A 23,938-nucleotide genomic window follows, 5' to 3' on the forward strand; every position below is an offset into this window, starting at 1 on the left:
ACAAAATTTTATGTCAGTCTTTGCAATAGCCGATCTGCACCTGGCTCTGGGAATAGATAAACCCATGGATGTATTCGGGGGCAGATGGTCAAATTATATGGAGAAACTTAAAAACAACTGGCTGGAAACTGTCAGGGAATCCGATACCGTCATAATTCCGGGTGATATATCCTGGGCTACATATATTGAGAATGCCTATGAGGATTTCAAATATATAGATGTCCTGCCGGGGAAAAAAATTATTTCCAAAGGAAATCACGATTATTGGTGGACAACCGGTTCAAAACTGAATAAATATCTGATGGAGAACAAGTTTGAAACCATATCCTTCATGCATAACAATGCTTTTGTAGCTGAAAATTTTGCCATTTGCGGTACAAGGGGCTGGAAATGTCCCGGAGAAGATGATTTTAAAAAGGATGATGAAAAAATCTATTTAAGGGAAATCGAACGTCTGGAGCTTTCCATAAAGGCTTCCATTGGTCTGGAGTATTCGGAAAGGCTGGTTTTTATGCACTACCCGCCGGTAACTGCCAAAAGCCGGACATCGGGTTTTATGGAGGTCATGAAAAAACACGGTATAACCAGATGCTTTTACGGACACCTTCACGGAGAAGGTATTAAAGGTGCCGTAGAAGGAGAATATGAAGGTGTTGTCCTGAAATTGATATCTGCCGATTATTTGAATTTTGTACCCATGATGGTAAATAGTCAGCAGGCAGTTGACAGGACATTGATGTCGGGGTATATTGATTCTTGAAATATGTGAACAATATGATATAATTGAATGGTTAATTTTTAAACCAGTAGTTTTTTGTGCGAAAAAACAAGCATACAAGCTGAATGTATAAAATTATACAAAACTAAATACCGGGAGGAAGTTTACGAAAATGAAAGTTAACAAAATGGAAGATGTTGAAAAGAACGTTGTGCAACTTGAGATTCAAGTTGATGCAGCTAAATTTGAAGAAGGTATGCAGCAGTCCTTCAAGAAGAACGCATCAAAGTTTAACGTACCAGGTTTTAGAAAGGGCAAGGCTCCGAGAAATATAGTTGAACGTTACTACGGAGAACAGGCATTATATGACGACGCAATCAACATAGTCTGCTCCGAAGCATATGACCAGGCTGTGGAAGAAAAGAAGCTGGAGCCCGTAGACAGACCTGAAATTGACATAGTGCAGATCGGAAGCAAGCAGGATCTTATATTCACTGCAAAAATTACCCTCAAGCCAGAGGTTGAGTTAGGCGCATACATGGGCGTAGAGGTTACCAGGGCTGATGCTACTGTAACCGAAGACGATGTTGAAAACGAATTTAACAAGGTAGTGGAAAAGAATTCACGTCTGGTAACTGTTACCGACAGACCTGTTCAATCAGGTGACACTGCTGTTATCGACTTTGAAGGCTTTATTGACTCAGTGCCTTTTGAAGGCGGAAAAGGAACGGACTACAGTCTTGTAATAGGTTCAGGTTCATTTATTCCAGGTTTTGAAGATCAGCTGATCGGCAAGAATGCAGGAGAAGAAGCAGAGGTTAATGTCAGCTTCCCGGAAGATTACAGCAAGGAAGAATTGAGCGGAAAGCCCGCATTGTTCAAAGTAACGGTTAAGGAAATAAAAGTAAAAGAATTGCCTGCCGTTGATGATGAATTTGCAAAGGATATAAGCGAATTTGACACTCTTGAAGAATATAAAAAGGATTTGAGAAATAAATTAGAAGAGACTGCTAAACACAAGGCAGAACATGAAAATGAAGAAAGTGTCATCCAGAAGGTAGCAGAGAACGCAACTGTGGAAATACCAAGGGTTATGGTAGAAAAGCAAATAGATTCCATGGCAAGGGACTTCGATATGAGACTCCGTTACCAGGGACTTGATTTACAGAGATACCTCGATATGATGGGAATGGATTTTGAAGCCTTCAGAGGTCAGTTCTCAGCAAGAGCTGAAAACGAAGTAAAAGTACAGCTTGTAGTTGAAAAGATAGCACAGATTGAAAATGTACAGGTGTCCGAGGCCGAAATTGACGAAGATATTGCAAAAGCTGCCGAAGCATACAAGCAGTCGGCCGAAGATTTGAAAAAATCCTTGAGGCCTGAGGATATGGAATACATTAAGAAAGATGTTGCTTTCAGAAAGACTATCAAGTTATTGGTAGAAAACGCAAAGCTGGCTTAATCAGCCGGCTTTATGCCTTCTCCGTCAACGGCCGTACATTTATGTGAAAATAGCGGTTGGACATTGCCGGAAATGGGTAACAATATATAAGGGTAACTAAATGGCAGGGATATTCGGAGCAATTAAAAAAATTTGATTGGCATTGAGTATCATGAACAAGGAACGGTTATAAATCATAATCTGTTTTAGCGGGATATATTTTTAACCGTTGCAATAAAAATAACATATATTAATAAGGGAGGTATGGTCATGAGTTTAGTACCTATGGTTGTTGAACAGACTAATCGTGGTGAGAGGTCTTATGATATTTTTTCCAGACTGTTAAATGATAGAATTATTGTGTTGAGCGATGAGGTTAATGATGTTACTGCAAGCCTGGTTGTTGCACAGATGCTTTACCTGGAAGCCCAGGATCCCGACAAGGATATACAGTTTTATATAAACAGCCCCGGAGGAGCTGTACATTCCGGTTTTGCAATATATGATACCATGCAGTATGTTAAATGCGATGTATCAACCATATGCATGGGTATGGCTGCAAGTATGGGTGCATTCCTGCTGGCTGCCGGAGCAAAGGGTAAGAGATTTGCACTTCCTAACAGTGAAATCATGATCCACCAGCCTCTTGGCGGTGCAAAAGGTCAGGCTACTGACATCAAGATCCATGCTGAAAATATATTGAAGACCAAGGATAAATTAAATAGAATTTTAAGCGACAGAACAGGTCAACCTCTGGATAAGATCGAAAAAGATACCGACAGGGATTATTTTATGTCTGCAGAGGAAGCAAAGGCCTACGGACTCGTTGACGACATTATGGTTAGAAGATAATAGTTGAGGTGCAATGATGACCAGATATGATGAGAAGAAGCAGTTAAAATGCTCTTTTTGCGGTAAGTCTCAGGAGCAGGTAAAGAGACTGGTTGCAGGTCCTGGAGTTTACATTTGCGACGAATGTATTGAATTATGCTCTGAGATTATAGAAGAGGAATTTGAAGATACCAAAATAGATGCTGAAATTAACGAAATACCGAAACCAAAAGAGATCAGAGAGATCCTTGACCAGTATGTCATAGGTCAGGAAGCTGCAAAGAGATCCCTTTCGGTAGCGGTTTACAATCACTACAAGAGAATAAACAGCGATTTAAAGTCCTCTGATATTGAACTACAGAAGAGCAATATCGTGATGCTGGGGCCTACAGGCAGCGGTAAAACTTTTCTGGCACAGACTCTTGCAAGAATACTGAATGTCCCCTTTGCTATCGCGGATGCTACTTCTCTCACAGAAGCAGGTTATGTAGGAGAGGATGTTGAAAATATCCTTTTAAGATTGATCCAGGCTGCCGATTACGATATAGAAAAGGCTGAAAAGGGCATTATCTATATTGATGAAATAGATAAGATAGCCCGTAAATCTGAAAATCCTTCCATAACCAGAGATGTCAGCGGTGAAGGAGTACAACAGGCATTACTTAAAATATTGGAGGGTACGTTGGCTTCCGTTCCCCCCCAGGGAGGAAGAAAACATCCTCATCAGGAATTCATTCAAATTGATACCACAAACATATTATTCATATGCGGCGGTGCATTTGACGGAATTGACAAGATAATTCAGAACAGGATAGGCAAAAAGTCACTTGGCTTTGGAGCTAAAATTGAAAGCAACAAGGACAGGGATGTGGGAGAGCTCCTGAAGGAAATACTTCCCCAGGACCTGCTGAAATTCGGGCTTATTCCCGAATTCGTGGGAAGACTTCCAATAGTGGTAACACTGCAGTCTCTGGATAAGAAAGCTCTGGTGCAGATACTTACCGAGCCAAAGAACGCACTGGTAAAACAATACCAGAAGCTGCTTGAAATGGACGATGTGCTGCTGGAGATCCAGGAGGATGCCCTTGAACTGATCGCACAAAAGGCAATAGCCAGAAATACCGGTGCCAGAGGGCTTCGTGCCATATTGGAAGAAATAATGCTCGGAGTGATGTACGATATACCGTCCATGAACAATGTTGAGAAATGTATTATCAGCAAGGCGGTCATTGAGGACAATTCCCAGCCTGAGCTCGTATTGAACGAGAACCGTAAATCTTTAAAAAAGCCAGGTTCCAAGAAGGCAAGAGTAAAAAAGGAATCTGTATCGTAAATTAATAGCAATATCACAGTAACTGCCTCCGGATAATTTTTAAAATGCCGGAGGCAGTTTTTTGTTATTCAAATTTCTCCAATTACTTGGATAAAATATAAATCATTGCCAATAATATTATAGGTACGCAGCAAATAAGCTTAGGAGGTAATGTATGTTTACAACCACGATGTTTATCATACAGTTTTTCTTTTCAGTTATTATTGGTATATATTTTTTTACTTTACTTAAAACACAGCAGGGCAATAGAAGCGCAATCGACAAGGAGTCCAAAAAGGAACTGGAGAAGCTGAGGAAATTAAGGGATATCCACTTGACCGAGCCCTTATCGGAAAAAACAAGGCCATCCACCTTGAAGGATATAATAGGCCAGGAACAGGGAATAAGGGCGCTCAGGGCATCCCTGTGCGGCTCAAATCCCCAGCATGTGATAATTTACGGACCTCCCGGGGTGGGTAAGACCGCTGCTGCCAGGGTGATCCTTGAAGAAGCAAAAAACAATGGAATTTCGCCTTTTAAAAAGGAGGCCAAATTTGTTGAAATGGATGCCACAACCTTAAGGTTTGATGAGAGGGGAATTGCAGATCCTCTGATAGGTTCGGTACATGACCCAATATACCAGGGAGCGGGAGCCTATGGAGCGGCAGGTGTTCCTCAGCCCAAGCCGGGAGCCGTAACAAAAGCACATGGCGGGATACTGTTCATCGATGAGATCGGAGAACTGCACCCCATACAGATGAACAAGCTGCTGAAGGTTCTGGAGGACAGGAGGGTTTTTCTTGAGAGCGCATATTATACCTCTGAGGACAGCAACATACCTTCACATATACATGACATATTCCAAAAGGGTTTACCGGCCGATTTCAGGCTTGTAGGGGCCACAACCAGGACTCCTGATGAAATACCTGCGGCTATCAGGTCCAGATGTGTAGAAATCCATTTCAGGCCTTTAAGGGCGGATGAAATCAGTACCATTTGCGAAAATGCGGCCCGGAAGGGCGGATACGTCCTTGCGGAAGGCTGCAGTGAGCAGGTTGCCAGATATGCGCAAAACGGAAGGGATGCAGTGAATATCATCCAGATTGCCGGCGGTATTGCCATGCTGGAAAACAAAAATGCCATTGATGTAAAGGATATAGAATGGGTTATAGAGTTCGGACATTACAGTCCGCGCATTGAAAAGAAAGTCAATTCCGACGTACAGATCGGCTGCATAAACGGTCTGGCGGTTTTCGGAAACAGTACGGGTATGGTTATTGATGTGGAGGCCACTGCAATGGAGGTGGCAAATGGCAACGGCGGCATAAAGATAACCGGAATTGTGGAGGAAGAGGAAATGGACAACAGGGGCCATAAACTAAAGAGGACCAGCTCCGCAAAGGCCTCGGTCGAGAACGTCCTGACAGTTCTAAAGAGATACCTGGATATAGATTTCAAGAACTATGAAATACACCTCAATTTTCCGGGAGGCATACCCATAGATGGGCCCTCGGCCGGAATTACAATAGCAACCGCAGTTTATTCGGCTGTCAGGAATATACCGGTCAGCGGGGATATAGCCATGACCGGTGAAATATCCATAAAGGGTAAGGTCAAGCCGGTCGGTGGAGTTGTCGCCAAAGTGGAGGCAGCCAGAGCGGCGGGAATAAAAAAAGTATTCATACCCAGGGAAAACTACCAGGAATTATTTGATGACATGGATATTGAAGTAATTGCCGTGGATAACATCGGGCAGGTAATGAAGTCGATATTTGATGCGGATGTCATAGAAAGAAAGGATGAAGCCGTCATAAACAGCACGGTGCCCGTCACGGTGCTGACGGCCCAGGGGACATGAATCGGGGAATTTAACCTATGAAATTAAGTCTTAAGTGATATCGGCCAATACACTTAATGAAAGAACAGCCTGGCGGACATAACATCCTGCCGGGCTGTTTTTTTAACCATATGCCGAATTTGCATGCTCTGTGGTATAATTACCTTTGCAAACAAAATGAAAGGTGAATCCCATGAAGAAAAAAACCATATCAGCACTTGCAACATTAGTAACAGCCGCAGTCATTCTAATCGGAGGTGTAATTAACGAGCAGGGGGATAAAAATTCTCTTGACAACTTTTTTCATGAATCAGGCAGTGTAAAAGCAAGCCGGGTTAAAGGCAGTTCACAGGAGGGTGCCTATCCGGCTTCAATAACCTTTCCTGAAAATCTCTTAAAGGCAGAAACCGAAGGTATAGCCCCATTCGGCTATATTGAAGCGACAGTGTCAAAGGTCACTGATGGTGATACTTTTCATATAACCTATGAAAACAGGGACTACAAAGTCAGAATGCTGGACATAGATACACCTGAATCGGTCAAGGCAGGGGTCAAACCACAGCCCTTTTCAAAAGAGGCTTCGGGGCTCACGGAAGAAATGCTGGCAGATAAGAATGTCAAGCTGATTTTTGAAAAAGATACCACTGACCAGTTTGACAGACTCCTTGCACATGTTGTTCTTGAGGACAATACATATTACAATGCCTATATGGTCGAAAATGGGTATGCAATATGCGTTTTTTACAGTCCAAATACCCTGCTGAAGGAATACTTCAATGAGCTGCAGGATAATGCCATCAATGAACAGAAAGGCTTCTGGCAATTACCTGAAAAAGACAGGCCGTTTATAAAGGACAGTAAGGGTAAATATGTGGCAGCCTATAAATCCAAAGGTAAAGCCGCTTAATAACCGCTCAATAATATTGCAAATTTCCGCAAAGTACCTAAAAAAAACGGGATTTTTGTCGGCTGATCTTCCTAAAATCCAAGTGGGACTTTGGGACTAGTCCTATTGGTAGCTATTGTCTATTTTCAGAATGGTATAAAATTTGGTAATATTAGGTTGAACATTAGCATTTCTCCTTTTAGGGGCATGGAGCCCGTAAGGCTCCATGTTTTTTTTGTACCCTTTTGTATCCCTGTTGGCGCCTGCCTTGATAAAATACCACCATTAAGCTATTATATTTTGTATAATGTTATATTGTTTACGGAGGCTGACGCAATATGGATACACTTATTCTTGGGATAGAAAGCAGTTGTGATGAGACTTCTGCTTCAGTTATAAAGAACGGCAGATATATATTGTCAAATGTAATTTCCTCACAAATCGACCTGCACAAAAAATATGGGGGCGTTGTACCCGAAATAGCATCCAGAAAGCATGTGGAGCTTATTATGCCGGTTATAAACCAGGCTCTGGAGGAAGCGGGAGTTACGCTCAATGATATTGATGCAATAGGGGTTACTTACGGACCGGGACTTGTGGGTGCTCTTCTGGTTGGTTTGACGGCGGCCAAGGCCATAGCTTTTACAACAGGAAAGCCTCTTGTAGGAGTCCATCACATAGAAGGGCACATAGCGGCCAACTATTTGCAGTATCCCGAACTGGAACCTCCCTTCGTATGTCTTGTGGCTTCGGGAGGACACAGTCATATAGTTCTGGTTGAAAGCTATGACAAATTCGAAATATTGGGGCAGACAAGGGATGATGCCGCCGGAGAAGCCTTTGATAAAATTTCCAGAGCCATAGGGCTGGGATATCCGGGAGGACCTTTGATTGACAAGTATGCGGCCCAGGGTAACAGCAAAGCGGTAAAATTCCCCAGGGTTCAGTTTGAGGACGGATCTCTGGACTTCAGCTTCAGCGGACTGAAGACGGCAGTACTCAATCATCTGAACAGGCTGGAGCAAACAGGAGAACAGGTCAATATACCCGATGTGGCTGCAAGTTTTCAACAGGCAGTAGTTGATGTACTGGTGAAAAACACCATAAGGGCGGCAAAGCAGAAGGGTGTGAATAAAATTGCACTGGCCGGAGGTGTGGCGGCCAATTCCCAGTTGAGAAGCGAAATGAAAAGCCAGGCAAAAAAGCAAGGAATAGAAGTCCTGTATCCCGATTTGATCCTGTGTACCGACAATGCTGCCATGATAGGCTGCGCAGCATATTTTGAATATAAGAACGGAAAACGCTCGGGTATGGATTTAAATGCCATTCCTGGTCTTAAATTAGGATAAATATACAGTCTTTGTCAAAAGTTATCCACAGGCTGTATAGAAAATGAAAAAAACTTGTTTTACTGTAATAATAACGGGTATAAGGTCATAAGAGTTTTTGACATATAATGTAAAAAAATCTGCAACCCCCTGTAAAATGTGGTTTCGGGCTGCGAATTTAACCAATGTGAATAATTTTCTGTGAATAAATTTGCGGTTCTGTGGAAATATCTCGAAATATAACAGCCATAAGTATTACAGAGCTGTGGATAATTATGTGGATATTGTGAATAATTTTTAAGGATAAGTTCTATTTTTCAGGAAATATAATAAGCCGCATCAGCGGCTTGTTAACATTTTATACTGGTTATAATATTCGGTTACCTTTTGGACATAGTCATGAGTTTCAATAAAGGGTGGAATGCCGCCATACTTTTCAACAGAATTCGGTCCTGCATTATAGGCGGCCAGAGCCAGGTCTAAATCGTTGTCGAACCTGGAGAGCTGATCCTTTAAATACCGGGTTCCTCCGTTAATGTTCTGCACTATATCAAAGGGGTCGGAAACATTGAGTGCATCAGCTGTTCCGGGCATTAACTGCATCAGTCCCTGTGCCCCCGAAGAAGATATGGACCTGGGATTGAAGGAAGACTCCTGTTTCATGACAGCCCTTATGAGATCCTTGTCCACTCCGTACCTTTGCGATGCATTATCTACGGCAGCATTTATTATGCTCATGAGCTGTGTTTGATCGCCCGGTATGTAGGCTGTGGATTTGGAAAGTGCCAATTGGGCTCTCAATACATTTACTGAGTCGGAATCATCATCCCTGTTCAGATTTCTTAGCAGGTTTGTCCAGGTATCTGAGTTTGTCAAGGAGGAGCCGTCTGTGAGTGGATTGTCCAAACCCAGCAGTGAAGCGTCAGCCAGATATTTTTCAAAAGGGATATCTGAAGTTCCGGCATCCTTTGCAGTTAATCCTGAATCTATACCGGACAGCCGGCTCTCAATTTCAGCCAGCTTCTGGTTAAATATAGCGTTTATGTCTAAATTCATACAACCTCCCAATACCCATGATAAAGACTATTATAATATAAAAGCCCGGGGAATTATAGTCAAAAAATATAAACCATATAATCTATATCGGAAGAATGTACTGAAAAAATTAGACTTAAGCGGAATTTTTGCAAATAATTTTGAGTAACGTATAAACTTTACGATACTTCTATAAGCATTTTCCTGGAAAATTTCGAGCATGCATTTCTTTTATTTCCGTCATATTCTCTTGCCGAGAACAGCTTGCATTTGCCGAAGTCCTGATCTGGAGAATCCAACTCCACAAGGAAGTACTCACAATGGATGCACTTATAGCTGTTGTGCCGGTCAGCTGCGGTGTCGGCAGAACCTTTATATTTGAAGCAGCAATAGTCAGGAGTGACAACTCCGTGATATTTGCACAAAATGTCCCTGGTCAGGTGCATAGGTGTCCCACGTTCACAATTATTACAGCATTTTGTCCGCTTCATAAATCAGACCACCCTTTAGTTCAAAAGTTTTTCTTCATTATAACAAAACATATTCCTTTAGTAAAAAATTGGGAAATAAAAACCCCTGTAAAAAGAAATTTGCATATGCCTTCAAAAACAGCCGATTCTAATGTATAATAGCCATAAGCAAATTTTGACGATTTTAGGAGAAGATATGAATAAACCAAGTATTTTAAGAACCAGATTTATTCCATTTGAAACAGTTGATATTTCCAGCGATGAGGTACTATACATTGATGAAGAGATTTTAATCACGCGGTGGAAGGCAATCAGGCCAAGAGCAGATATATCGGGTGGAATTTCATACACCTTCTTGAAGGATGGCATTAAAATAAGCAGGTTTTACGATGCCGGCAAAAAGTTTGCCTACTGGTATTGCGATATAATTGATGTCAAGTACGAAAAGGATTTAAACAGGTATACATTGATAGATCTGCTGCTGGATGTCAAGCTGATGCCCGACGGTACAATGAAGGTGCTGGATGCGGATGAACTGGCGGTTGCTCTTGAACAAGGTCTTATTACACAGGAGCAGGCCTGCAGATCCTTAAAGAAGATGGATACCATACTGCAAAGCATATATAGTAATACCTTCCCGCCTGCAATTTGTATGGAACAGAAATACTGGGAAGTATAAAATAGTGGTCTGTAACATTTAAACTCATATATTGACGGCGGTTAAATTTCTCCAGGACTGCGTTGCCGAAAAGTACTGTTCACGTACTTCGCTGGAATAGAGCGATTATTCCGCACTTCTCCGTCTTGTCCCGAGTAAATTTTCCCCGCAGGACCATATACGCTGTAAGACGTTACAGACACCAGGGACTTGGAGGAAAAATTGAAAAATAATACGACAAAGCTGATTGATTTGCATACACACAGCACTGCCTCCGACGGAAGCATGAGTCCTGCCGAAATTGTCCGGCTGGCCCGTGAAAAAGGTCTTTCGGCAATAGCTTTGACAGATCATGATACCGTTGACGGGGTTGAGGAAGCACTGGAAGAGGGAAAAAGATCGGGAGTGGAAGTGATTCCCGGAATTGAAATAAGTGTGGATTTCAAGCCCGAGATGCACATATTGGGCTATTTTCCGGATATTAACGGCTATACCGGCATCAGGCAGGAGCTTGAGGTTGTAAAGCAGGGCAGGGAAGTAAGGAATAAAAAAATTATAAACAGGCTTAATGAACTGGGGATGGATATCACCCTGGAAGAGGTAAAAGGCGTGGCCCTGGGGGATATAATGGGGCGCCCGCATATTGCAAGGGTTTTGGTTAACAGAGGTTTTGTTTCATCTATAGATGAAGCCTTTGACAGATACCTGTGCAGGGAAGGCCTTGCTTACTTCAAAAGGGTTGAGCTGAAGCCTGAGAATGGAATAAACGCTATCCGTAACGCAGGCGGACTGCCCGTACTGGCACATCCTGTATTTTTGGGAAAATCCCATGGTGAACTGGATACGCTGCTGGCCGAGCTTAAGGAATTCGGCCTGGCGGGTATTGAGGCCTTGTACAGTGAAAACTCCAAAGAGGATACCGGTAACTTTCTGAGACTTGCCATCAAATATGAACTGTTGGTTACCGGAGGAAGTGACTTTCATGGAAGTTTTAAGCCGGGGATCGAACTTGGAAGGGGAAGAGGAAGGCTTGAGGTGCCGTATGAGCTCCTGGAGAAGCTTAGAGGAGCTGTAAGGGCATGATTCAAATCCACCTTTTGAGACGGATATTTTCGGGCAATATCTCATTGGCCAATGTTTCGATATGCAATGCTTGGCGCTAATGTTTGACACCCAGTGCTTGGTATCCAGTGCTTGGTATCCAGTGCTTGGTATCCAGTGCTCAGCATCCATAGATTGGTATCCAATGCTTCGTTGTTCAATGCTTTTTTACGTCAGCAGCAATAAGGGCAATTAATGTGCCTTTCTATGTCCTGCCATGTCGGAAAATATTCCGCATAAAATCCCGCATTAAGATGAAGTTTTATTGTCTAATATTGTACTAGAAAAGTTTAGAAAGGCTTAAAACTTCTGGAACTTGACCTTTTGGTGCTGCGGTGCTATAATATGTTCTGTCAGATGAATACTTTAGAAGAAGCCCTTTTTCGAGAGGGTTATTTTTGTCTGATATTGTTTATAAATTTGGCAGTGATCTTTAAGTATATTAACCTTGTGACGGAACTTGATCAATTATGTCTGATAAGGTTTTTGCACAATGGAATTGGTGGTAGGAATGGTAAAGGAAGCATATAAAGTTGTTGCGCAAAATAAAAAAGCTCGTCATGATTACTTCATTGAGGAAACAATTGAGGCAGGTATCGTTTTGTCCGGAACTGAGGTCAAGTCCATCAGACAGGGCAAGCTGAACCTGAAGGAAAGCTATGCCTCCATTGTGGGCGGGGAAGTAATCCTGAGTGGGATGCATATAAGCCCATATGAGCAGGGCAACATATTTAACAAGGATCCTTTACGTGACAGAAAGCTTTTGCTGCACAGGTCGGAAATAAACCGGCTCATTGGTTTGACACAGCAGAAGGGCTTCACTCTGGTACCTATCCAGGCATACCTGAAACGCGGTATGGTTAAAATAGAACTTGGAGTTGCCAGAGGTAAAAAATTGTACGACAAGCGTGATGATATTGTCGCACGTGATGCAAAACGGGAGATTGACCGCAAGCTGAAGGAACAGCAGAGGTAGCAGGAAGTTTGTACCTGGCATGATGTGCCGGAGAATTGCTGAGTTTGCCGAAAGTAATGCTAATGGATACCGTTGAAGTTGAAATACAGTAATAGATACTGTTGAGGCACTAATGAGGGATTACTGTCTCGAAATTATGTAAACTGATATTTGACAAGTAAATATTTTTGTAGTAAGCTTATAAGCCCAATTTGATACAATAATTACAAGGCAGGAACAGTAAAAACTTTTATCTGCCGGGTAATTTTGTCAGGTACGCACAGCGTACCATATATACATGGGGGCGTAATGGTTTCGACGGGATTGTTGAGACTTGATAAGCGGGTAGAGGATTCTCGTTGGCCTCTTAAAAAACGAGAACTTAAAATTAAACGCTAAAAACGATAATTTCGCTTTAGCTGCTGCCTAATATGGCAGCCCGTCAGTCCCAGGTTGCTGCACCTGGGGTAGCTGGCGTCGACAAGTCAGCCCTTTTGCATAGGAAGGTTAAATGCTAGCACTGATTTGGCCGTAGCCTTGAGCCATTTCGGAACTTAAAGGCTACCGAAAGCGGCACCTTGCCTGTGGGGGGCCGCTGTAGGGAAACGTAAGGTTATCGTCCCGCAAGGGATACGTAACTTTGCACAAAGCATAGGCTACACCCGTAGAAGTTCTTGAGGATATGGTTTCGGACAGGGGTTCAACTCCCCTCGCCTCCACCAAAATTTGTCTGAAAAGCCTGATTTTATCAGGCTTTTTGGCGTTTTATACATAAAATTTTAGTGCGTTTGCGGGCTTTTTTCATTATAATTTTCCAATAAAAAAGAGTTTCCTCTTGTTTATACCTGCATTGCTTCTATTAATTTCTTTGTTCCTATGATATTTATTGCCCTTTTAATTTATGTAGTAAAATACTACGGATATATATATTGTTTATATGCTGCATACTGATTTTGAAATGCAGATGTGGTAGAAAATGATTATAACCGTCCTGTAGATTGCTTTCTCACACGATCAGCCATAAAATATTTATTAATTACAGTTCATATGATTTATATTGGTTATGCCGCAAAGAAACCTGAGATGTAATAATTTGCTGTAATAATTTATAGAGAGAAAGGGTGTTAAAACATGAAAAACATAGTTATGGTTACCGGAAGCGAATCAAGGAGGGTGACTATACTTTAGCCCTCCTAATATGGAGGATTGCATGAGATTAAACAAAAAAACCAAAAGAATACGTAAATTTCTATCGTATTATGCGCCATATAAAGGATTGCTGATTGCTGATCTCTTTTCCAGCATTTTTATTGCAGCTCTTGCGCTTATTTTACCTGCCTGTGTAAGATACATCACAAAAGACGTTTTGGAAAACGGTACACAAAACATTTTAGCCACTATTCTACAAATGGGTGCGCTGATGTTGGCCATAATCGTGGTTCAGACCGGATTTGCAATGTTTTTTGACTACAAGGGCCATGATATGGGCGCAAAAATTGAGCGTGATATGCGCATGGAACTGTTTGAGCATTTACAAAAGCTCTCATTTGGTTTTTACGACAGCCAAAAAACTGGTCAACTGATGTCGCGTTTGACAAATGACCTTTTGAACTTAGCGGAGTTGTATCATCACGGGCCGGAGAATCTCGTCATTTACGGTACACAATTTATCGGCTCACTTGTTATCCTGCTCCACATCAATTTAAAATTAACATTGGTTATCTGCCTGTTTTTACCCTTTATGGCTATATATTCGTTTGTTTTTTATCATAGGCTCCAAAAAGCCTATGCAAGGAGTCGCAGTCGTATCGCCGATGTTAACATGCAGGCAGAAGAAAATTTATCTGGTATCCGAGTGGTCAAAAGCTTTGCTAACGAAGAATTTGAAATTAAAAAGTTCTCTGCGGGGAACAGCCATTTTTATCAAAGCCGTGCAAATATATATAAGAACGAGGCACTGCATTTTACGGTAATAGAAAAATTTTTCACGCAGCTTATTACGGTAGCGATTATTGTAGTTGGCGGAATTTGGATTGCCGGCGCTGCACTGGATGTGCCCGATCTTCTGGTATTCATCTTGTATGCCGCCTATCTTACGTCGCCCGTCCCAAAGCTAGCATTTATGGTACAGCAATATCAGGATGGATTATCCGGCTATCGGCGTTTCCGGGAGATTATGGATACGATTCCTGAAATACGTGATGCCGAAAACGCTTTAGAAATACAAATTACCCGAGGGCGTGTGGAGTTTCGCAATGTAACCTTCCGATACAACGAGGAACAGGATTATGTGTTGAGAAATGTCAGTCTTGACGTGCAAGCGGGTGAAACTGTTGCCATTGTGGGGAGTTCCGGCATTGGAAAATCGACCTTGTGTTCGCTTATTCCCAGGTTTTATGACGTCATTGAAGGTGAAATCCTCATTGACGGAATAAATGTCCGGGACGCGGCATTATGCTCGCTCAGGCAACAAATCGGCGTAGTGCGGCAGGAAACATTTTTGTTTGGGGGCACGGTTATGGAAAACATTTTATATGGCAGACCCGGCGCTGCCGCCGATGAAGCCGTTGAAGCTGCGAAAAAGGCAAACGCGCATGAGTTTGTTATGGAACTGCCGAACGGATATGACACCGACATTGGACAGCGCGGTGTAAAACTCTCCGGCGGACAGCAGCAACGTATCAGCATAGCTCGGGTTTTTTTGAAGAATCCTCCCGTTCTTATTTTTGATGAGGCGACCAGTGCCTTGGATTATAATAGTGAAAAAGCCGTTATGGATAGCCTGAGGACATTGGTGAAAGGACGCACGCTGTTTATCATTGCACATAGGCTGAGTACGGTGAGAAGTGCTGACCGTATAGTGGTCCTAACAAAGGAAGGGATTGCAGAACAAGGTACGCATGAACAGTTGTACGCGCTGGACAGCGTATATGCAAAGCTCTACAATACACAAGACCTATAAAATCATTCACTATAAAATCACTCTTTTGCATTTTCGCATATAAGAATTTTCTTAAAAAAGCTTTGCATCTTTCTAACCTAACTTTCCGCAATTTGACCTAAAAGCCTGATTTTATCAGGCTTTTAGGTGCTTTAATAAGAAAATGGCACTGGATTTAACGGAATATTTCCAGGGATCGAAGTAAGCTCACATCTTATGTTTTCATGTTTTCGTGCCTGAATACATCCATACATCCTTACAGGGTTTAAGAAGAGTTTGAGGATCGTATGGAGGTCTGCCGGCAATATTAAGTGCGGCTCTTTTAAAACCCGCTTCATCAAGGTTAATTCTACCAATAAATGCATCAATAACTCTAACAGGGTTATCTTGACCGCTCGCCGTCATCAGCGGCTCCTATCAATCTTCTCTATTTTTGTCAGGCACCTGAATATTTTTTTGAAAATGTATTGACGAATAGTTCGGTACCTGATATATTATTATCAGGTACTGGAAAGTCAGGTACCGAACAAAAAGTCAACGGAGGATTTAATCATGGAAAACAATACGAATTTAACGGAGCAATTCTCTCGTGCGATGATGCTTCTTCATAGATATCAGCACCACAGCAGGAAAGAACAGGGGCCGTTTGCAGACCCGCACCGTGGCCAGGGGCGGATTTTAGCGCTGCTTAAAATGCAGCCGGAAATCAGCCAGAAAGACATGTCTTATCTTCTGGATATGCGGAACCAGTCTTTAAGCGAGCTGTTGACCAAACTGGAAAAAGCCGGGTTTATAACCCGCACGCAGTCGGAAACAGATCGCCGTGTCCTGGACATCAGGCTCACAAAAGAGGGCGAAGAGGCGGCCAATCAAGCTGAGCAAGGTAAACAGGATTCCGGCCAGATCTTCGACTGTTTGAACGAAGAGGAACGTAAAAACCTGAGTGAATATTTAGCCCGGATTATCACCCAACTTGAAAAGCAGATGGGCGGCGAAATCGATTTTCCCGATGCCTGGGGCCCACGAGGCTCGATGCCGGAGATGATGCAGCGTTTAAGAGAAAGTGGCGGTTGGATGCCGGGAATGATGTTTTTCGGCAATAAACAGAGAACGCCTCCACCGCCAGCCCCGCCGAAAGGTCATGGGGTCGGTCTTAGTCCCGACGATTCAGACGACGAATAACTGAATACCATTAGCAGAATTAAAGTGGTGCTGCTGTAAAAAAAGCCAAACGGCAGTACCCTTTCTTTTTTTGCGCCAATTTTACCCTGAACCAATACAAAACAATCAGAAACGGAGGTTTTTTCATGTTTAAAATAATCAAACGTCTGCCGCCAGCCCAAACGCTTGCAGCCATTGCATTCCTTCTGGTTCAAATCGGTTGCTCGCTTTATCAGCCCTATGTGACGGCGCATATCATCAACAGCGGCGTTGTCAAAGGCGACACGACCTATATCTGGTCGCAGGGCATGCTATGGTTGGCGGAATTTTGATGACCGTCCTGCTTTCCCCGTCTTTAGCACTGATTTTCGTATGTATGATTCCGTTCCTTGCGATTGCCTATTTTATCATTAATAGATTTGCAAGTCCCCTTTATGCAAAAATGCAGCAGTTGCTTGACAAACTGAACCTCTATTTCAAAGAGGGGCTTACCGGAGTAAAGGTAATTCGTGCTTTTGATAAGGAAAAGCAGGAATATAACAAATATCTTGAAGTCAACCGCGAATACACCCGCGCTTCAATCACAGCCGGTACCATTATGAGCTTTTTTATTCCGGTTCTCACTATGCTGATCAGTCTGACCAAACTTTATGTAACCGACCAGCAGGGACATATATTTTATCCGGGGGAAGCGTTGGGAGAGCAATTCAATATCTCTGCATCCGAAAGGATCAAGATTGAAGGCATTAACTATATTGTTGCAAGCAAAATGTCAGACTACACAGGACTAAATATAATCGGCATTATGGATGAGAGGCAATTTCAGAAAGATGCCATGGCACTGATAAATTTTACTCTGGTTATTTCAATTGTTTCCATATTTCTTGCCATTGTGATGGCGGTATTTTTCTCCAACAGCATCGTAAAGCCTGTGCGGCATTTGAAAGGTAAGGTGAAAAAGGTACAGGCGGGAAATTTTAAGGAGCGTGCCGAAATTTTCAGAAATGATGAAATTGGTAGCATGGCAGAAGGTTTTAATGTTGTGGTCAGTGAAATTAACCGCTTGGTAATGGAAGTGTATGAGACCCAACTGAGAGAAAGGGATGCCGAGCTGTCGGCATCACAGAGCCAGATTAATCCGCACTTTCTACATAACACTTTTGAGCTTGTGAATATGATTGCCATAGAGAACGATCAGTTTGAAATTATTGCAGCCGGACGCGGAGACAACCTGTTCATGCCAGGCGAGAGTGTAACAAGAGCCGAATTCCTGGCAATGCTGTTGAATGCCTTTGATTTGACGGATGAGAATACTGATTGTACATTTAAGGATGTAAACGATGGAAAATGGTATTACAATGCAATAGCGACAGCTCAAAAACTTGGCATAGTACAGGGAAAGACAGATGGAACCTTCGGAGTCAATGATGCGATAACCAGACAGGATATGGCTGTAATGACAATTTTGCTCCGAAGAATAATGCAACAAGAGCTCAAGCAGCGGTAATTATATACCAGGTGTTCAAGCTGGCCAAATAAGTTTTAGAACTAAAAATGAAAAGATTGTTGCACTTTTGATAAGATACCCCTAGAGTAGACAATGAAAAAATCATTGTTTATCTCCGGGGGTGTTTTTATACAACAAAAATCTGGATACGAAATGACTATTGGTAAAGGGAGAAATATTTTAAAAGGTGCGGCAGACAGGATGACACAGCCCTTACTTATCAGTCGGTTGCTTTGCTGTATTTATAAAACGTTTTTTTATAAAGATTGCTCCTGCCAATGTTGCAATCAACACAAAAGCAATAAAAGCTACCATAGTGTAAAAATCAACATAATTGGCGATTGTTTCCCAAGCGTTTCCTGCAATTCTTCCGAGAAAGACTAATACAACGTTCCAGATAAAAGTGCCGATAATTGTTAAGATCAAAAAGGAGCAAAATTGCATTTTCGCCACCCCTGCTGGTATGGATATCAAGCTGCGGACGATAGGGACAAACCGGCAAAAGAAAACCGCTTTGTTTCCATGTTTTAAAAACCATCTTTCAGCTTTTCTTGCGTCTTCTTTTTTTAGACGTAGGAGCTTGCCTAATTTGTTGTCAAAAAGCCGTGAAAGGCGTTCGGCGTTGAGTATACGCCCAATAACAAACAGAATGATTGCGCCCACCACCGAGCCAATTGTTGCCGCTATTATAACACCCCAAACATTCATGTTGGTATATGTTGTCAAAAATCCGCCAAAGGTCAAGATAACCTCGGATGGTATAGGTGGGAAAATGTTTTCAATCGTTATCAATAAAAAAATACCGAGATAACCAAATTGATTGATAATATCCAAAATAATTTCTTGCATGAATGCTCCTTTACTAAATAATATTTTTTACATAATAATGTTAAGTACTTAGTTAAAATAAAAAGTAACCTCTCAAATGAAAAGTTACCTTTTCGTACTTTACTTTTTCGCAATCATTACGTCTATCAGCTTATAGATAAAGAATAGACATATAAATGCGGCACTGAACAACATAAACATAAAACTCATCGCCAGAACGATAAACGGCAGGGATACAATCAAGTCAATACATTGTATTACGATGATAAGCCCTACAAAGATTGATACATAGCCCAATAAATAGAAGTGTATCTGAGTTTCAAATATATTGCCTTGCGATTGGGTAAATTCCTTCACTTGAAAATGACTGATAGCTGTTTTTACAGCTTCTTCATGGGTACTGCCGTGTTCTTCTAAATCCTTGACAAAATCATTTAGATACTCTGTAAGTCCAGCCTTGTCCTCCTTGCTCATTGTAAGCCTTTTGATAAAGCCGTCTATGTTGTCATGCTTTTTATAAATTGTGCTTATTTGAAGATGACCTACATAATTCAATATACTCCATAGCAGGGCGATAAGAAAAACCGCGCTGTAAACCACTATTTCAATCCTTGTAAAAGCCTCAGAATAGGATCTGTTAAAACAGAGGGCAATAATGAACCCCAGCATTGAAGCCAAAAGCAACCAGGGATATTTTATATCGGTAAGGTTGTAAATCCTTTTTATTTTGTTCATAGAAAAGCCTCCTTAAATGAACTTATCAACGAGCTGTACAGTTTGTTTCCAGTCAGAAGTCAACTGGTCTAATTGCTCGCTGCCCAGATCAGTTATTTTAAAGTATCTGCGCCTGCCACCGCCTCTCTCAGTACCCCAATAAGACTCGATTGCGTTTTGATTTTCAAGCCTTTTCAACGCAAGGTACATAGTGGCTTCCAGTATTTCAAATAAATCACTTGATTTTGTCTTGATAATTTTTGATATTTCGTATCCATAGTTATCATGCTCCTTGAGGACACTCAGGATAAGAATATCTATTGTACCTTTCAGCATTTCTTTATTCAAAACTCTCACCACCAAACAATACTAAATGTTATTAAGTACTTAACACTAACAAGTGTATGCCATCTACTTAACATTGTCAAGTACTTATAAAAGGATTTTTTCAGTACCGATTGTGCCAGGATACAAAGATATACCTTGACACCAAGGGGTTACCAGATACATACAGCATCTTTTTTGCACACTCAAGGCACGTAGAAGCGATAATTCTGATGACAAGATGTGGTTCGGAGGAGAAAAAGTAGGGGTTGACCACAATATGTAGTGGTTTCAGAGCGAAAAATGAGCAAAATTTTGGGCAAAAAAGTGCCGTTTTTGAGCCTGAAAAAAGGGCGAAAATATAGATGACATAGAGTTAATTTTGCTAATTAGAGCAGTTAGGTAATATAGCTAAGCAATAATTAATGACAAAACCAAGAACAGATGAATTGGAAGGTGAATAGTTTGATTCCTTTAAATTATAATATTTCAAAAAGTATAGAGAAGAAGATAAATAGAAATATTTATTATGTAATCGAATTATTTAAGTCTTCATGTGATGGACTTGATTGGGAAACATTTCTACAAGATATATTCCCAGAGTTTTATTTGCGAAAGAATCCTGAAAGATGTAAGGAAATTATATTTTGAACTTGAGGAAATAACTAAAGATGATTTCAAACGAGATTATTTAAGCCCGATACATGAGTATGCTTTATATCATTTATTACAATGGTGGATAGATGTAACAGATGTTGAGATGGGCGCAGTGATTAATGGAGATGAAATTGTTACTGAAGACGATGAATTTTGGTCTGAAGAAATTAATGACATTGAAGGATACAAGGATATATGTTTCCCGTGTACGGCGGAAGCCAGAAAAGAGTTTGACAATGCGGTAATCGGTGCTTATGGACAAGCACTTACACAGGGACAGAGCCAAGTGCAGAAACAGGAAATGCCTGTGGGAACAGAGCAGTGCAATGCTCACACGATGACAATGTAATCAACAATAATAAAAATAATATTAAGAAAGAATGAGGTAAATGAGTATGAAAAAATTAATGAGAAAAATGAATAACTTTGGAACAGGACAGATTGTAAAAATGCAGATGGAGTTAAACAACAACAGAGGGGACGGATACATAGACACGGCGGTTAAAATTTTGATTGCGGTAGTACTTGGGGCATTGCTGCTTGCAGGTCTTTATGCATTGTTCGGTGATGTGGTAATGCCGACACTTACAAATAAAATAAAGGGTATGTTCAATTATGCAGGTTAACAGTATCGTTCAGGCGGTGCTGTTTTTTTGTCTGATGGTATGCACCGCCTGTATAGATATCAGAAAAAGAGAAATACCGCCGTATATATGTATCTCGGTGGCAGCAGTATCCTTCCTGGACTTTAAAATAATTAATCTGTTGGGAATATTGGCGGCACTGCCGCTTTTTGTAATTGCGGCATGGATAGCACCGAACAGGTTAGGCGGCGGTGATATAAAATTTACAGCTGCTGTTGGATTGATTCTTGGACTGCAAATGACGAACTGCGGATTAATAATAGGACTCACATTACAGGTACTGGTATTTATTGCTTATACACTTATAAAAAGAATGAAAAAACAGGAGGCAAGGAATCTTTCCCTGCCTCTTGCACCATGCCTTGCATTAGGCTTCTTGGTCATATATCTAATGAAATTGGGAGGAATTATATATGAGTATATTTAAAAACAGAACAGTGGTCGGAGTTTTTTGCATTGTGCTTTCACTCCTCATCTGCTTCGGCATTACACCGCTGTTTAACAAAGGAATTAGTAAGAAAACAGAAATTGTCCGTGTGACAAAGGATATCAAGACAGGTGATGAAATCACTAAGGACATGGTACAAACGGTGGAAGTAGGAGGGTACAATCTTCCTCAAAATGTAATAAGTAAGAAAGATACTGTAGTGGGCAGTTATGTGCTTGCGGATATGTCGGTTGGAGATTACATATTAAATACAAAAGTATCAAAAACTCCTGCAGCTGAAAATGCATATTTATATAATCTGGATGGAAGCAGACAGGCTGTTTCAATAACTATCAAGAGCTTTGCAAACGGTCTTTCAGGAAAGCACAAAAGCGGAGATATAGTGTCGGTTATTGCACCGGATTACAAAAAGCAAGGGGCAACAGTGATTCCGCCAGAGCTTAAATATGTGGAAGTGATCTCAGTAACTGCATCAAGCGGCTACGATGCCAACACAGGAGAACAGAAAGAAAAGTCAAAGGCAGACGAAAGAGAACTTCCGTCAACAGTTACCCTGCTGGTAACACCAGAACACTATAACTATATAATACGAGGAAGTGGAGAGAGAAAAGGCTTAATTTCGGATGTTGTAATTTGTAAAATAATAGAATATATGGTCGATTTTACTTGTAAAAAATTTCCTATAATAGTACAATGAGAATAACAATACTGCTGATACTGTTATTCCTATTGGGAGGAGAAAATGCCAACTGTGAATGGATTATTGGATATCGTAAAAGCTGAACTAGCTAATCTCTTGCCGGAAGAAGTATTCAGAGGATATAGATGGAATCGAATATTTTGAAGCTATAGGTTACTCCTTGGCACCTTGTTCCTCAATCATATCTAAGCAAATGATATTAGAATTGTTCCGATTGAAAAGACTTCATCAGGACAGGAGAGATATAGGATGGATGAGAAGGGGCATTATGAAACACTTTTATATTAATCTTACAGGGAGAATCAATAATTTTAATGTGCCTAAAAACAAGCAATTATTACCATTATTTGAGGTATTGTCAAAATTATAACAAGCATAAAGTAGCAATAACAACTCAAAAAAAAGTATAGAGATGATCATAGGTATCTACGGAATTATCAAGGCAGGAGGGGCATATGTACCAATGGACCTGGCTATCCGGGAGAAAGAATCAAAATATATGCTAAAAGACTGTAAGCTAAAGTGATCCTTTTGGGGTAAGCAGAACTGCTGGTAAAAACAAATATCCCGGTAGACCTTTTTGACAGATGGGAAATTCTGTGGTGGTCATTTGTAGGGGCAAAAGTTATTATGCTTAAGCCTAGTGACAAAAAGAGCCTTTATCAATTTGTAACGTAATAGAAAAACACCAAGTATCTAACGGAATATACCCATATTCGTTGGAACTGGAACAGGAAAGCACCCGGCAATTGTAGTATGAAGCGGGTAAAGCATACGGAATGGAGATCAACGACCTATTGCTGGCGCCGCACTTGGCATGGCAGTGAAGCAGTGGAACAGACAAAATTGCGTTGCAGTAGAAATGGAGGGTCATGGACGTGAGGAGCTTCACAAAGCAGTGGATATTAGCCGGACCGTCGGTTGGTTTGCCAGCATCTACCCAATCGTACTGGAAACATCGATAGATATCGAAGAAATGATCATCAACACCAAAGAGATGTTAAGAAGAATTCCGCATCACGGGGTCGGATACGGCGTCGCAAAACACCTTGGACAGTATGAATGGGCGAATGTAGAAGCGGACCTTTGTTTCAACTATCTGGGACATCTGGATCATGAGCTTGGTGCGAATGGAAGAATCGCAGCATCAAATCTGTCTTGCGGAAGCAGTATTCCCAGAGAAAACATCTCCAAGCAAAGCATCACCATGAACGGGAGTATTACTGGAGGTAAATTGCGGTTTGACGTTGCCTACAACAGGGGAAGATACAGCAGGCAAAGCATGGAGCAGTTCTGCCAAAGATACATTGAATCAATTAAAACAATTGTCCAGTATTGCATATCTCAAGAAAAAGTTGTAAAAACTGCATCGGATTATGGGATATTCGATGTCTCCCAAGATGTTTTGAAAGAACTTAATGATATGTTCAATTAATACGGAG

Annotated in this window: 25 protein-coding genes, 1 other RNA gene and 2 pseudogenes; 22 read left to right on the plus strand and 6 right to left on the minus strand. The window is 41.3% G+C overall.

The annotated features are described in order from the left end of the window. Window positions 1-10 precede the first annotated feature (10 nt). The 7 genes from T344_RS0102470 to tsaD all read left to right on the plus strand — a co-directional run bounded on the left by T344_RS0102470 (window position 11) and on the right by tsaD (window position 8,374). Entirely contained in the window at window positions 11-760 is a 750-nt protein-coding gene (locus T344_RS0102470) for a metallophosphoesterase (RefSeq protein ID WP_027627393.1), read from the plus strand. A gap of 130 nt (window positions 761-890) precedes the next feature. Beyond that, the gene (tig, locus tag T344_RS0102475; RefSeq protein ID WP_027627394.1) at window positions 891-2,180 is read left to right on the plus strand and encodes a trigger factor; all 1,290 of its coding nucleotides are present in this window, start codon (window positions 891-893) and stop codon (window positions 2,178-2,180) included. Between the two features lie 249 nt (window positions 2,181-2,429). After that, window positions 2,430-3,011, plus strand: a complete 582-nt coding sequence (gene clpP, locus T344_RS0102480; protein ID WP_004628053.1) for an ATP-dependent Clp endopeptidase proteolytic subunit ClpP — start codon at window positions 2,430-2,432, stop codon at window positions 3,009-3,011. A 16-nt stretch (window positions 3,012-3,027) separates the two neighbouring features. Continuing rightward, window positions 3,028-4,323 (plus strand): ATP-dependent Clp protease ATP-binding subunit ClpX, encoded by a 1,296-nt coding sequence (gene clpX / locus T344_RS0102485; protein ID WP_027627395.1) that lies wholly within the window; start codon window positions 3,028-3,030, stop codon window positions 4,321-4,323. Window positions 4,324-4,477: 154 nt separating this feature from the next. Next, window positions 4,478-6,160 carry an ATP-dependent protease LonB gene (gene lonB, locus T344_RS0102490; protein WP_027627396.1) on the plus strand — a complete coding sequence of 561 codons (1,683 nt, stop codon included), beginning with the start codon at window positions 4,478-4,480 and terminating at the stop codon, window positions 6,158-6,160. 172 nt (window positions 6,161-6,332) lie between these two features. Further along, the gene (locus T344_RS0102495) at window positions 6,333-7,046 is read left to right on the plus strand and encodes a thermonuclease family protein (protein ID WP_027627397.1); all 714 of its coding nucleotides are present in this window, start codon (window positions 6,333-6,335) and stop codon (window positions 7,044-7,046) included. Window positions 7,047-7,363: 317 nt separating this feature from the next. After that, complete coding sequence (gene tsaD, locus T344_RS0102500; protein ID WP_027627398.1) at window positions 7,364-8,374, plus strand: tRNA (adenosine(37)-N6)-threonylcarbamoyltransferase complex transferase subunit TsaD; 1,011 nt, start codon at window positions 7,364-7,366, stop codon at window positions 8,372-8,374. A 318-nt stretch (window positions 8,375-8,692) separates the two neighbouring features. On the opposite strand, the gene T344_RS0102505 is transcribed toward tsaD, so the two are convergent. Together T344_RS0102505 and T344_RS0102510 are read right to left on the minus strand one after the other, a co-directional pair. Then, entirely contained in the window at window positions 8,693-9,409 is a 717-nt protein-coding gene (locus T344_RS0102505) for a lytic transglycosylase domain-containing protein (RefSeq protein ID WP_027627399.1), read from the minus strand. Window positions 9,410-9,567: 158 nt separating this feature from the next. Further along, entirely contained in the window at window positions 9,568-9,879 is a 312-nt protein-coding gene (locus tag T344_RS0102510) for a hypothetical protein (RefSeq protein WP_027627400.1), read from the minus strand. Between the two features lie 175 nt (window positions 9,880-10,054). On the opposite strand from T344_RS0102510, the gene T344_RS0102515 reads away from it, so the two are divergent. The 5 genes from T344_RS0102515 to T344_RS0102530 all read left to right on the plus strand — a co-directional run bounded on the left by T344_RS0102515 (window position 10,055) and on the right by T344_RS0102530 (window position 15,534). Further along, a complete protein-coding gene (locus T344_RS0102515; protein ID WP_027627401.1) occupies window positions 10,055-10,537 on the plus strand; it encodes a ribonuclease FAU-1 family protein in 483 nt (160 codons plus the stop codon). 201 nt (window positions 10,538-10,738) lie between these two features. Next, entirely contained in the window at window positions 10,739-11,599 is an 861-nt protein-coding gene (locus T344_RS0102520; protein ID WP_027627402.1) for a PHP domain-containing protein, read from the plus strand. Window positions 11,600-12,128: 529 nt separating this feature from the next. After that, on the plus strand, window positions 12,129-12,593 hold the full coding sequence (smpB, locus tag T344_RS0102525) for an SsrA-binding protein SmpB (RefSeq protein ID WP_027627403.1): 465 nt from the start codon (window positions 12,129-12,131) through the stop codon (window positions 12,591-12,593). Between the two features lie 279 nt (window positions 12,594-12,872). Beyond that, window positions 12,873-13,294, plus strand: a transfer-messenger RNA (tmRNA) gene (gene ssrA / locus T344_RS30185). Window positions 13,295-13,782: 488 nt separating this feature from the next. Next, window positions 13,783-15,534, plus strand: a complete 1,752-nt coding sequence (locus tag T344_RS0102530; protein ID WP_027627404.1) for an ABC transporter ATP-binding protein — start codon at window positions 13,783-13,785, stop codon at window positions 15,532-15,534. 201 nt (window positions 15,535-15,735) lie between these two features. Here T344_RS0102530 and T344_RS0102535 read toward each other — a convergent pair whose 3' ends face one another. After that, on the minus strand, window positions 15,736-15,918 hold the full coding sequence (locus T344_RS0102535) for a hypothetical protein (RefSeq protein ID WP_027627405.1): 183 nt from the start codon (window positions 15,916-15,918) through the stop codon (window positions 15,736-15,738). A gap of 147 nt (window positions 15,919-16,065) precedes the next feature. On the opposite strand from T344_RS0102535, the gene T344_RS27410 reads away from it, so the two are divergent. The 4 genes and pseudogenes from T344_RS27410 to T344_RS31880 all read left to right on the plus strand — a co-directional run. Continuing rightward, window positions 16,066-16,695 (plus strand): MarR family winged helix-turn-helix transcriptional regulator, encoded by a 630-nt coding sequence (locus T344_RS27410; protein ID WP_034860552.1) that lies wholly within the window; start codon window positions 16,066-16,068, stop codon window positions 16,693-16,695. 125 nt (window positions 16,696-16,820) lie between these two features. Next, entirely contained in the window at window positions 16,821-17,006 is a 186-nt protein-coding gene (locus T344_RS31455) for a hypothetical protein (protein ID WP_027627406.1), read from the plus strand. Continuing rightward, window positions 17,006-18,061, plus strand: a pseudogene (locus T344_RS31460) (sensor histidine kinase); the annotation flags it as partial. The gene T344_RS31455 and the pseudogene T344_RS31460, both read left to right, overlap by 1 nt. A gap of 80 nt (window positions 18,062-18,141) precedes the next feature. After that, a pseudogene (locus T344_RS31880) lies at window positions 18,142-18,213 on the plus strand (hypothetical protein); the annotation flags it as partial. 181 nt (window positions 18,214-18,394) lie between these two features. Here T344_RS31880 and T344_RS0102555 read toward each other — a convergent pair. The 3 genes from T344_RS0102555 to T344_RS0102565 form a co-directional block, all read right to left on the minus strand. After that, window positions 18,395-19,030 (minus strand): DedA family protein, encoded by a 636-nt coding sequence (locus T344_RS0102555; RefSeq protein WP_027627408.1) that lies wholly within the window; start codon window positions 19,028-19,030, stop codon window positions 18,395-18,397. Between the two features lie 99 nt (window positions 19,031-19,129). Further along, the gene (locus tag T344_RS0102560) at window positions 19,130-19,744 is read right to left on the minus strand and encodes a hypothetical protein (RefSeq protein WP_027627409.1); all 615 of its coding nucleotides are present in this window, start codon (window positions 19,742-19,744) and stop codon (window positions 19,130-19,132) included. Window positions 19,745-19,756: 12 nt separating this feature from the next. Beyond that, window positions 19,757-20,071 carry a PadR family transcriptional regulator gene (locus T344_RS0102565; protein WP_027627410.1) on the minus strand — a complete coding sequence of 105 codons (315 nt, stop codon included), beginning with the start codon at window positions 20,069-20,071 and terminating at the stop codon, window positions 19,757-19,759. A gap of 541 nt (window positions 20,072-20,612) precedes the next feature. Here T344_RS0102565 and T344_RS31465 point away from each other — a divergent pair. From T344_RS31465 to T344_RS0102595, 6 genes are all read left to right on the plus strand, one after another. Next, on the plus strand, window positions 20,613-21,053 hold the full coding sequence (locus T344_RS31465) for a hypothetical protein (protein WP_051571540.1): 441 nt from the start codon (window positions 20,613-20,615) through the stop codon (window positions 21,051-21,053). Between the two features lie 46 nt (window positions 21,054-21,099). After that, window positions 21,100-21,330, plus strand: coding sequence for a DUF6133 family protein (locus T344_RS0102575; RefSeq protein WP_027627411.1), 231 nt, complete (start codon window positions 21,100-21,102; stop codon window positions 21,328-21,330). After that, the gene (locus tag T344_RS0102580) at window positions 21,320-21,775 is read left to right on the plus strand and encodes a prepilin peptidase (RefSeq protein WP_027627412.1); all 456 of its coding nucleotides are present in this window, start codon (window positions 21,320-21,322) and stop codon (window positions 21,773-21,775) included. Before T344_RS0102575 ends, T344_RS0102580 begins: the two co-directional genes overlap by 11 nt. Next, window positions 21,762-22,493 carry a Flp pilus assembly protein CpaB gene (gene cpaB / locus T344_RS27420; protein ID WP_084331074.1) on the plus strand — a complete coding sequence of 244 codons (732 nt, stop codon included), beginning with the start codon at window positions 21,762-21,764 and terminating at the stop codon, window positions 22,491-22,493. Before T344_RS0102580 ends, cpaB begins: the two co-directional genes overlap by 14 nt. Before the next feature lie 415 nt (window positions 22,494-22,908). Continuing rightward, a complete protein-coding gene (locus tag T344_RS30690) occupies window positions 22,909-23,022 on the plus strand; it encodes an AMP-binding protein (RefSeq protein WP_117407486.1) in 114 nt (37 codons plus the stop codon). Between the two features lie 291 nt (window positions 23,023-23,313). After that, a complete protein-coding gene (locus T344_RS0102595; protein ID WP_027627413.1) occupies window positions 23,314-23,931 on the plus strand; it encodes a condensation domain-containing protein in 618 nt (205 codons plus the stop codon). Window positions 23,932-23,938 lie beyond the last annotated feature (7 nt).

Origin of the sequence: Ruminiclostridium cellobioparum DSM 1351 = ATCC 15832, from assembly GCF_000621505.1 — a bacterium.
GTDB classification, from domain to species: Bacteria; Bacillota; Clostridia; order Acetivibrionales; family DSM-1351; genus Ruminiclostridium; species Ruminiclostridium cellobioparum.

Coding starts and splice junctions, on each gene's coding strand:
- T344_RS0102470 (WP_027627393.1), top strand. CDS start 11: ATGTCAGTCTTTGCAATAGCCGATCTGCACCTGGCTCTGGGAATAGAT.
- tig (WP_027627394.1), top strand. CDS start 891: ATGAAAGTTAACAAAATGGAAGATGTTGAAAAGAACGTTGTGCAACTT.
- clpP (WP_004628053.1), top strand. CDS start 2,430: ATGAGTTTAGTACCTATGGTTGTTGAACAGACTAATCGTGGTGAGAGG.
- clpX (WP_027627395.1), top strand. CDS start 3,028: ATGACCAGATATGATGAGAAGAAGCAGTTAAAATGCTCTTTTTGCGGT.
- lonB (WP_027627396.1), top strand. CDS start 4,478: ATGTTTACAACCACGATGTTTATCATACAGTTTTTCTTTTCAGTTATT.
- T344_RS0102495 (WP_027627397.1), top strand. CDS start 6,333: ATGAAGAAAAAAACCATATCAGCACTTGCAACATTAGTAACAGCCGCA.
- tsaD (WP_027627398.1), top strand. CDS start 7,364: ATGGATACACTTATTCTTGGGATAGAAAGCAGTTGTGATGAGACTTCT.
- T344_RS0102505 (WP_027627399.1), bottom strand. CDS start 9,409: ATGAATTTAGACATAAACGCTATATTTAACCAGAAGCTGGCTGAAATT.
- T344_RS0102510 (WP_027627400.1), bottom strand. CDS start 9,879: ATGAAGCGGACAAAATGCTGTAATAATTGTGAACGTGGGACACCTATG.
- T344_RS0102515 (WP_027627401.1), top strand. CDS start 10,055: ATGAATAAACCAAGTATTTTAAGAACCAGATTTATTCCATTTGAAACA.
- smpB (WP_027627403.1), top strand. CDS start 12,129: ATGGTAAAGGAAGCATATAAAGTTGTTGCGCAAAATAAAAAAGCTCGT.
- T344_RS0102530 (WP_027627404.1), top strand. CDS start 13,783: ATGAGATTAAACAAAAAAACCAAAAGAATACGTAAATTTCTATCGTAT.
- T344_RS0102535 (WP_027627405.1), bottom strand. CDS start 15,918: ATGACGGCGAGCGGTCAAGATAACCCTGTTAGAGTTATTGATGCATTT.
- T344_RS27410 (WP_034860552.1), top strand. CDS start 16,066: ATGGAAAACAATACGAATTTAACGGAGCAATTCTCTCGTGCGATGATG.
- T344_RS31455 (WP_027627406.1), top strand. CDS start 16,821: ATGTTTAAAATAATCAAACGTCTGCCGCCAGCCCAAACGCTTGCAGCC.
- T344_RS0102555 (WP_027627408.1), bottom strand. CDS start 19,030: ATGCAAGAAATTATTTTGGATATTATCAATCAATTTGGTTATCTCGGT.
- T344_RS0102560 (WP_027627409.1), bottom strand. CDS start 19,744: ATGAACAAAATAAAAAGGATTTACAACCTTACCGATATAAAATATCCC.
- T344_RS0102575 (WP_027627411.1), top strand. CDS start 21,100: ATGAAAAAATTAATGAGAAAAATGAATAACTTTGGAACAGGACAGATT.
- T344_RS0102580 (WP_027627412.1), top strand. CDS start 21,320: ATGCAGGTTAACAGTATCGTTCAGGCGGTGCTGTTTTTTTGTCTGATG.
- cpaB (WP_084331074.1), top strand. CDS start 21,762: ATGAGTATATTTAAAAACAGAACAGTGGTCGGAGTTTTTTGCATTGTG.
- T344_RS30690 (WP_117407486.1), top strand. CDS start 22,909: ATGATCATAGGTATCTACGGAATTATCAAGGCAGGAGGGGCATATGTA.
- T344_RS0102595 (WP_027627413.1), top strand. CDS start 23,314: ATGGCAGTGAAGCAGTGGAACAGACAAAATTGCGTTGCAGTAGAAATG.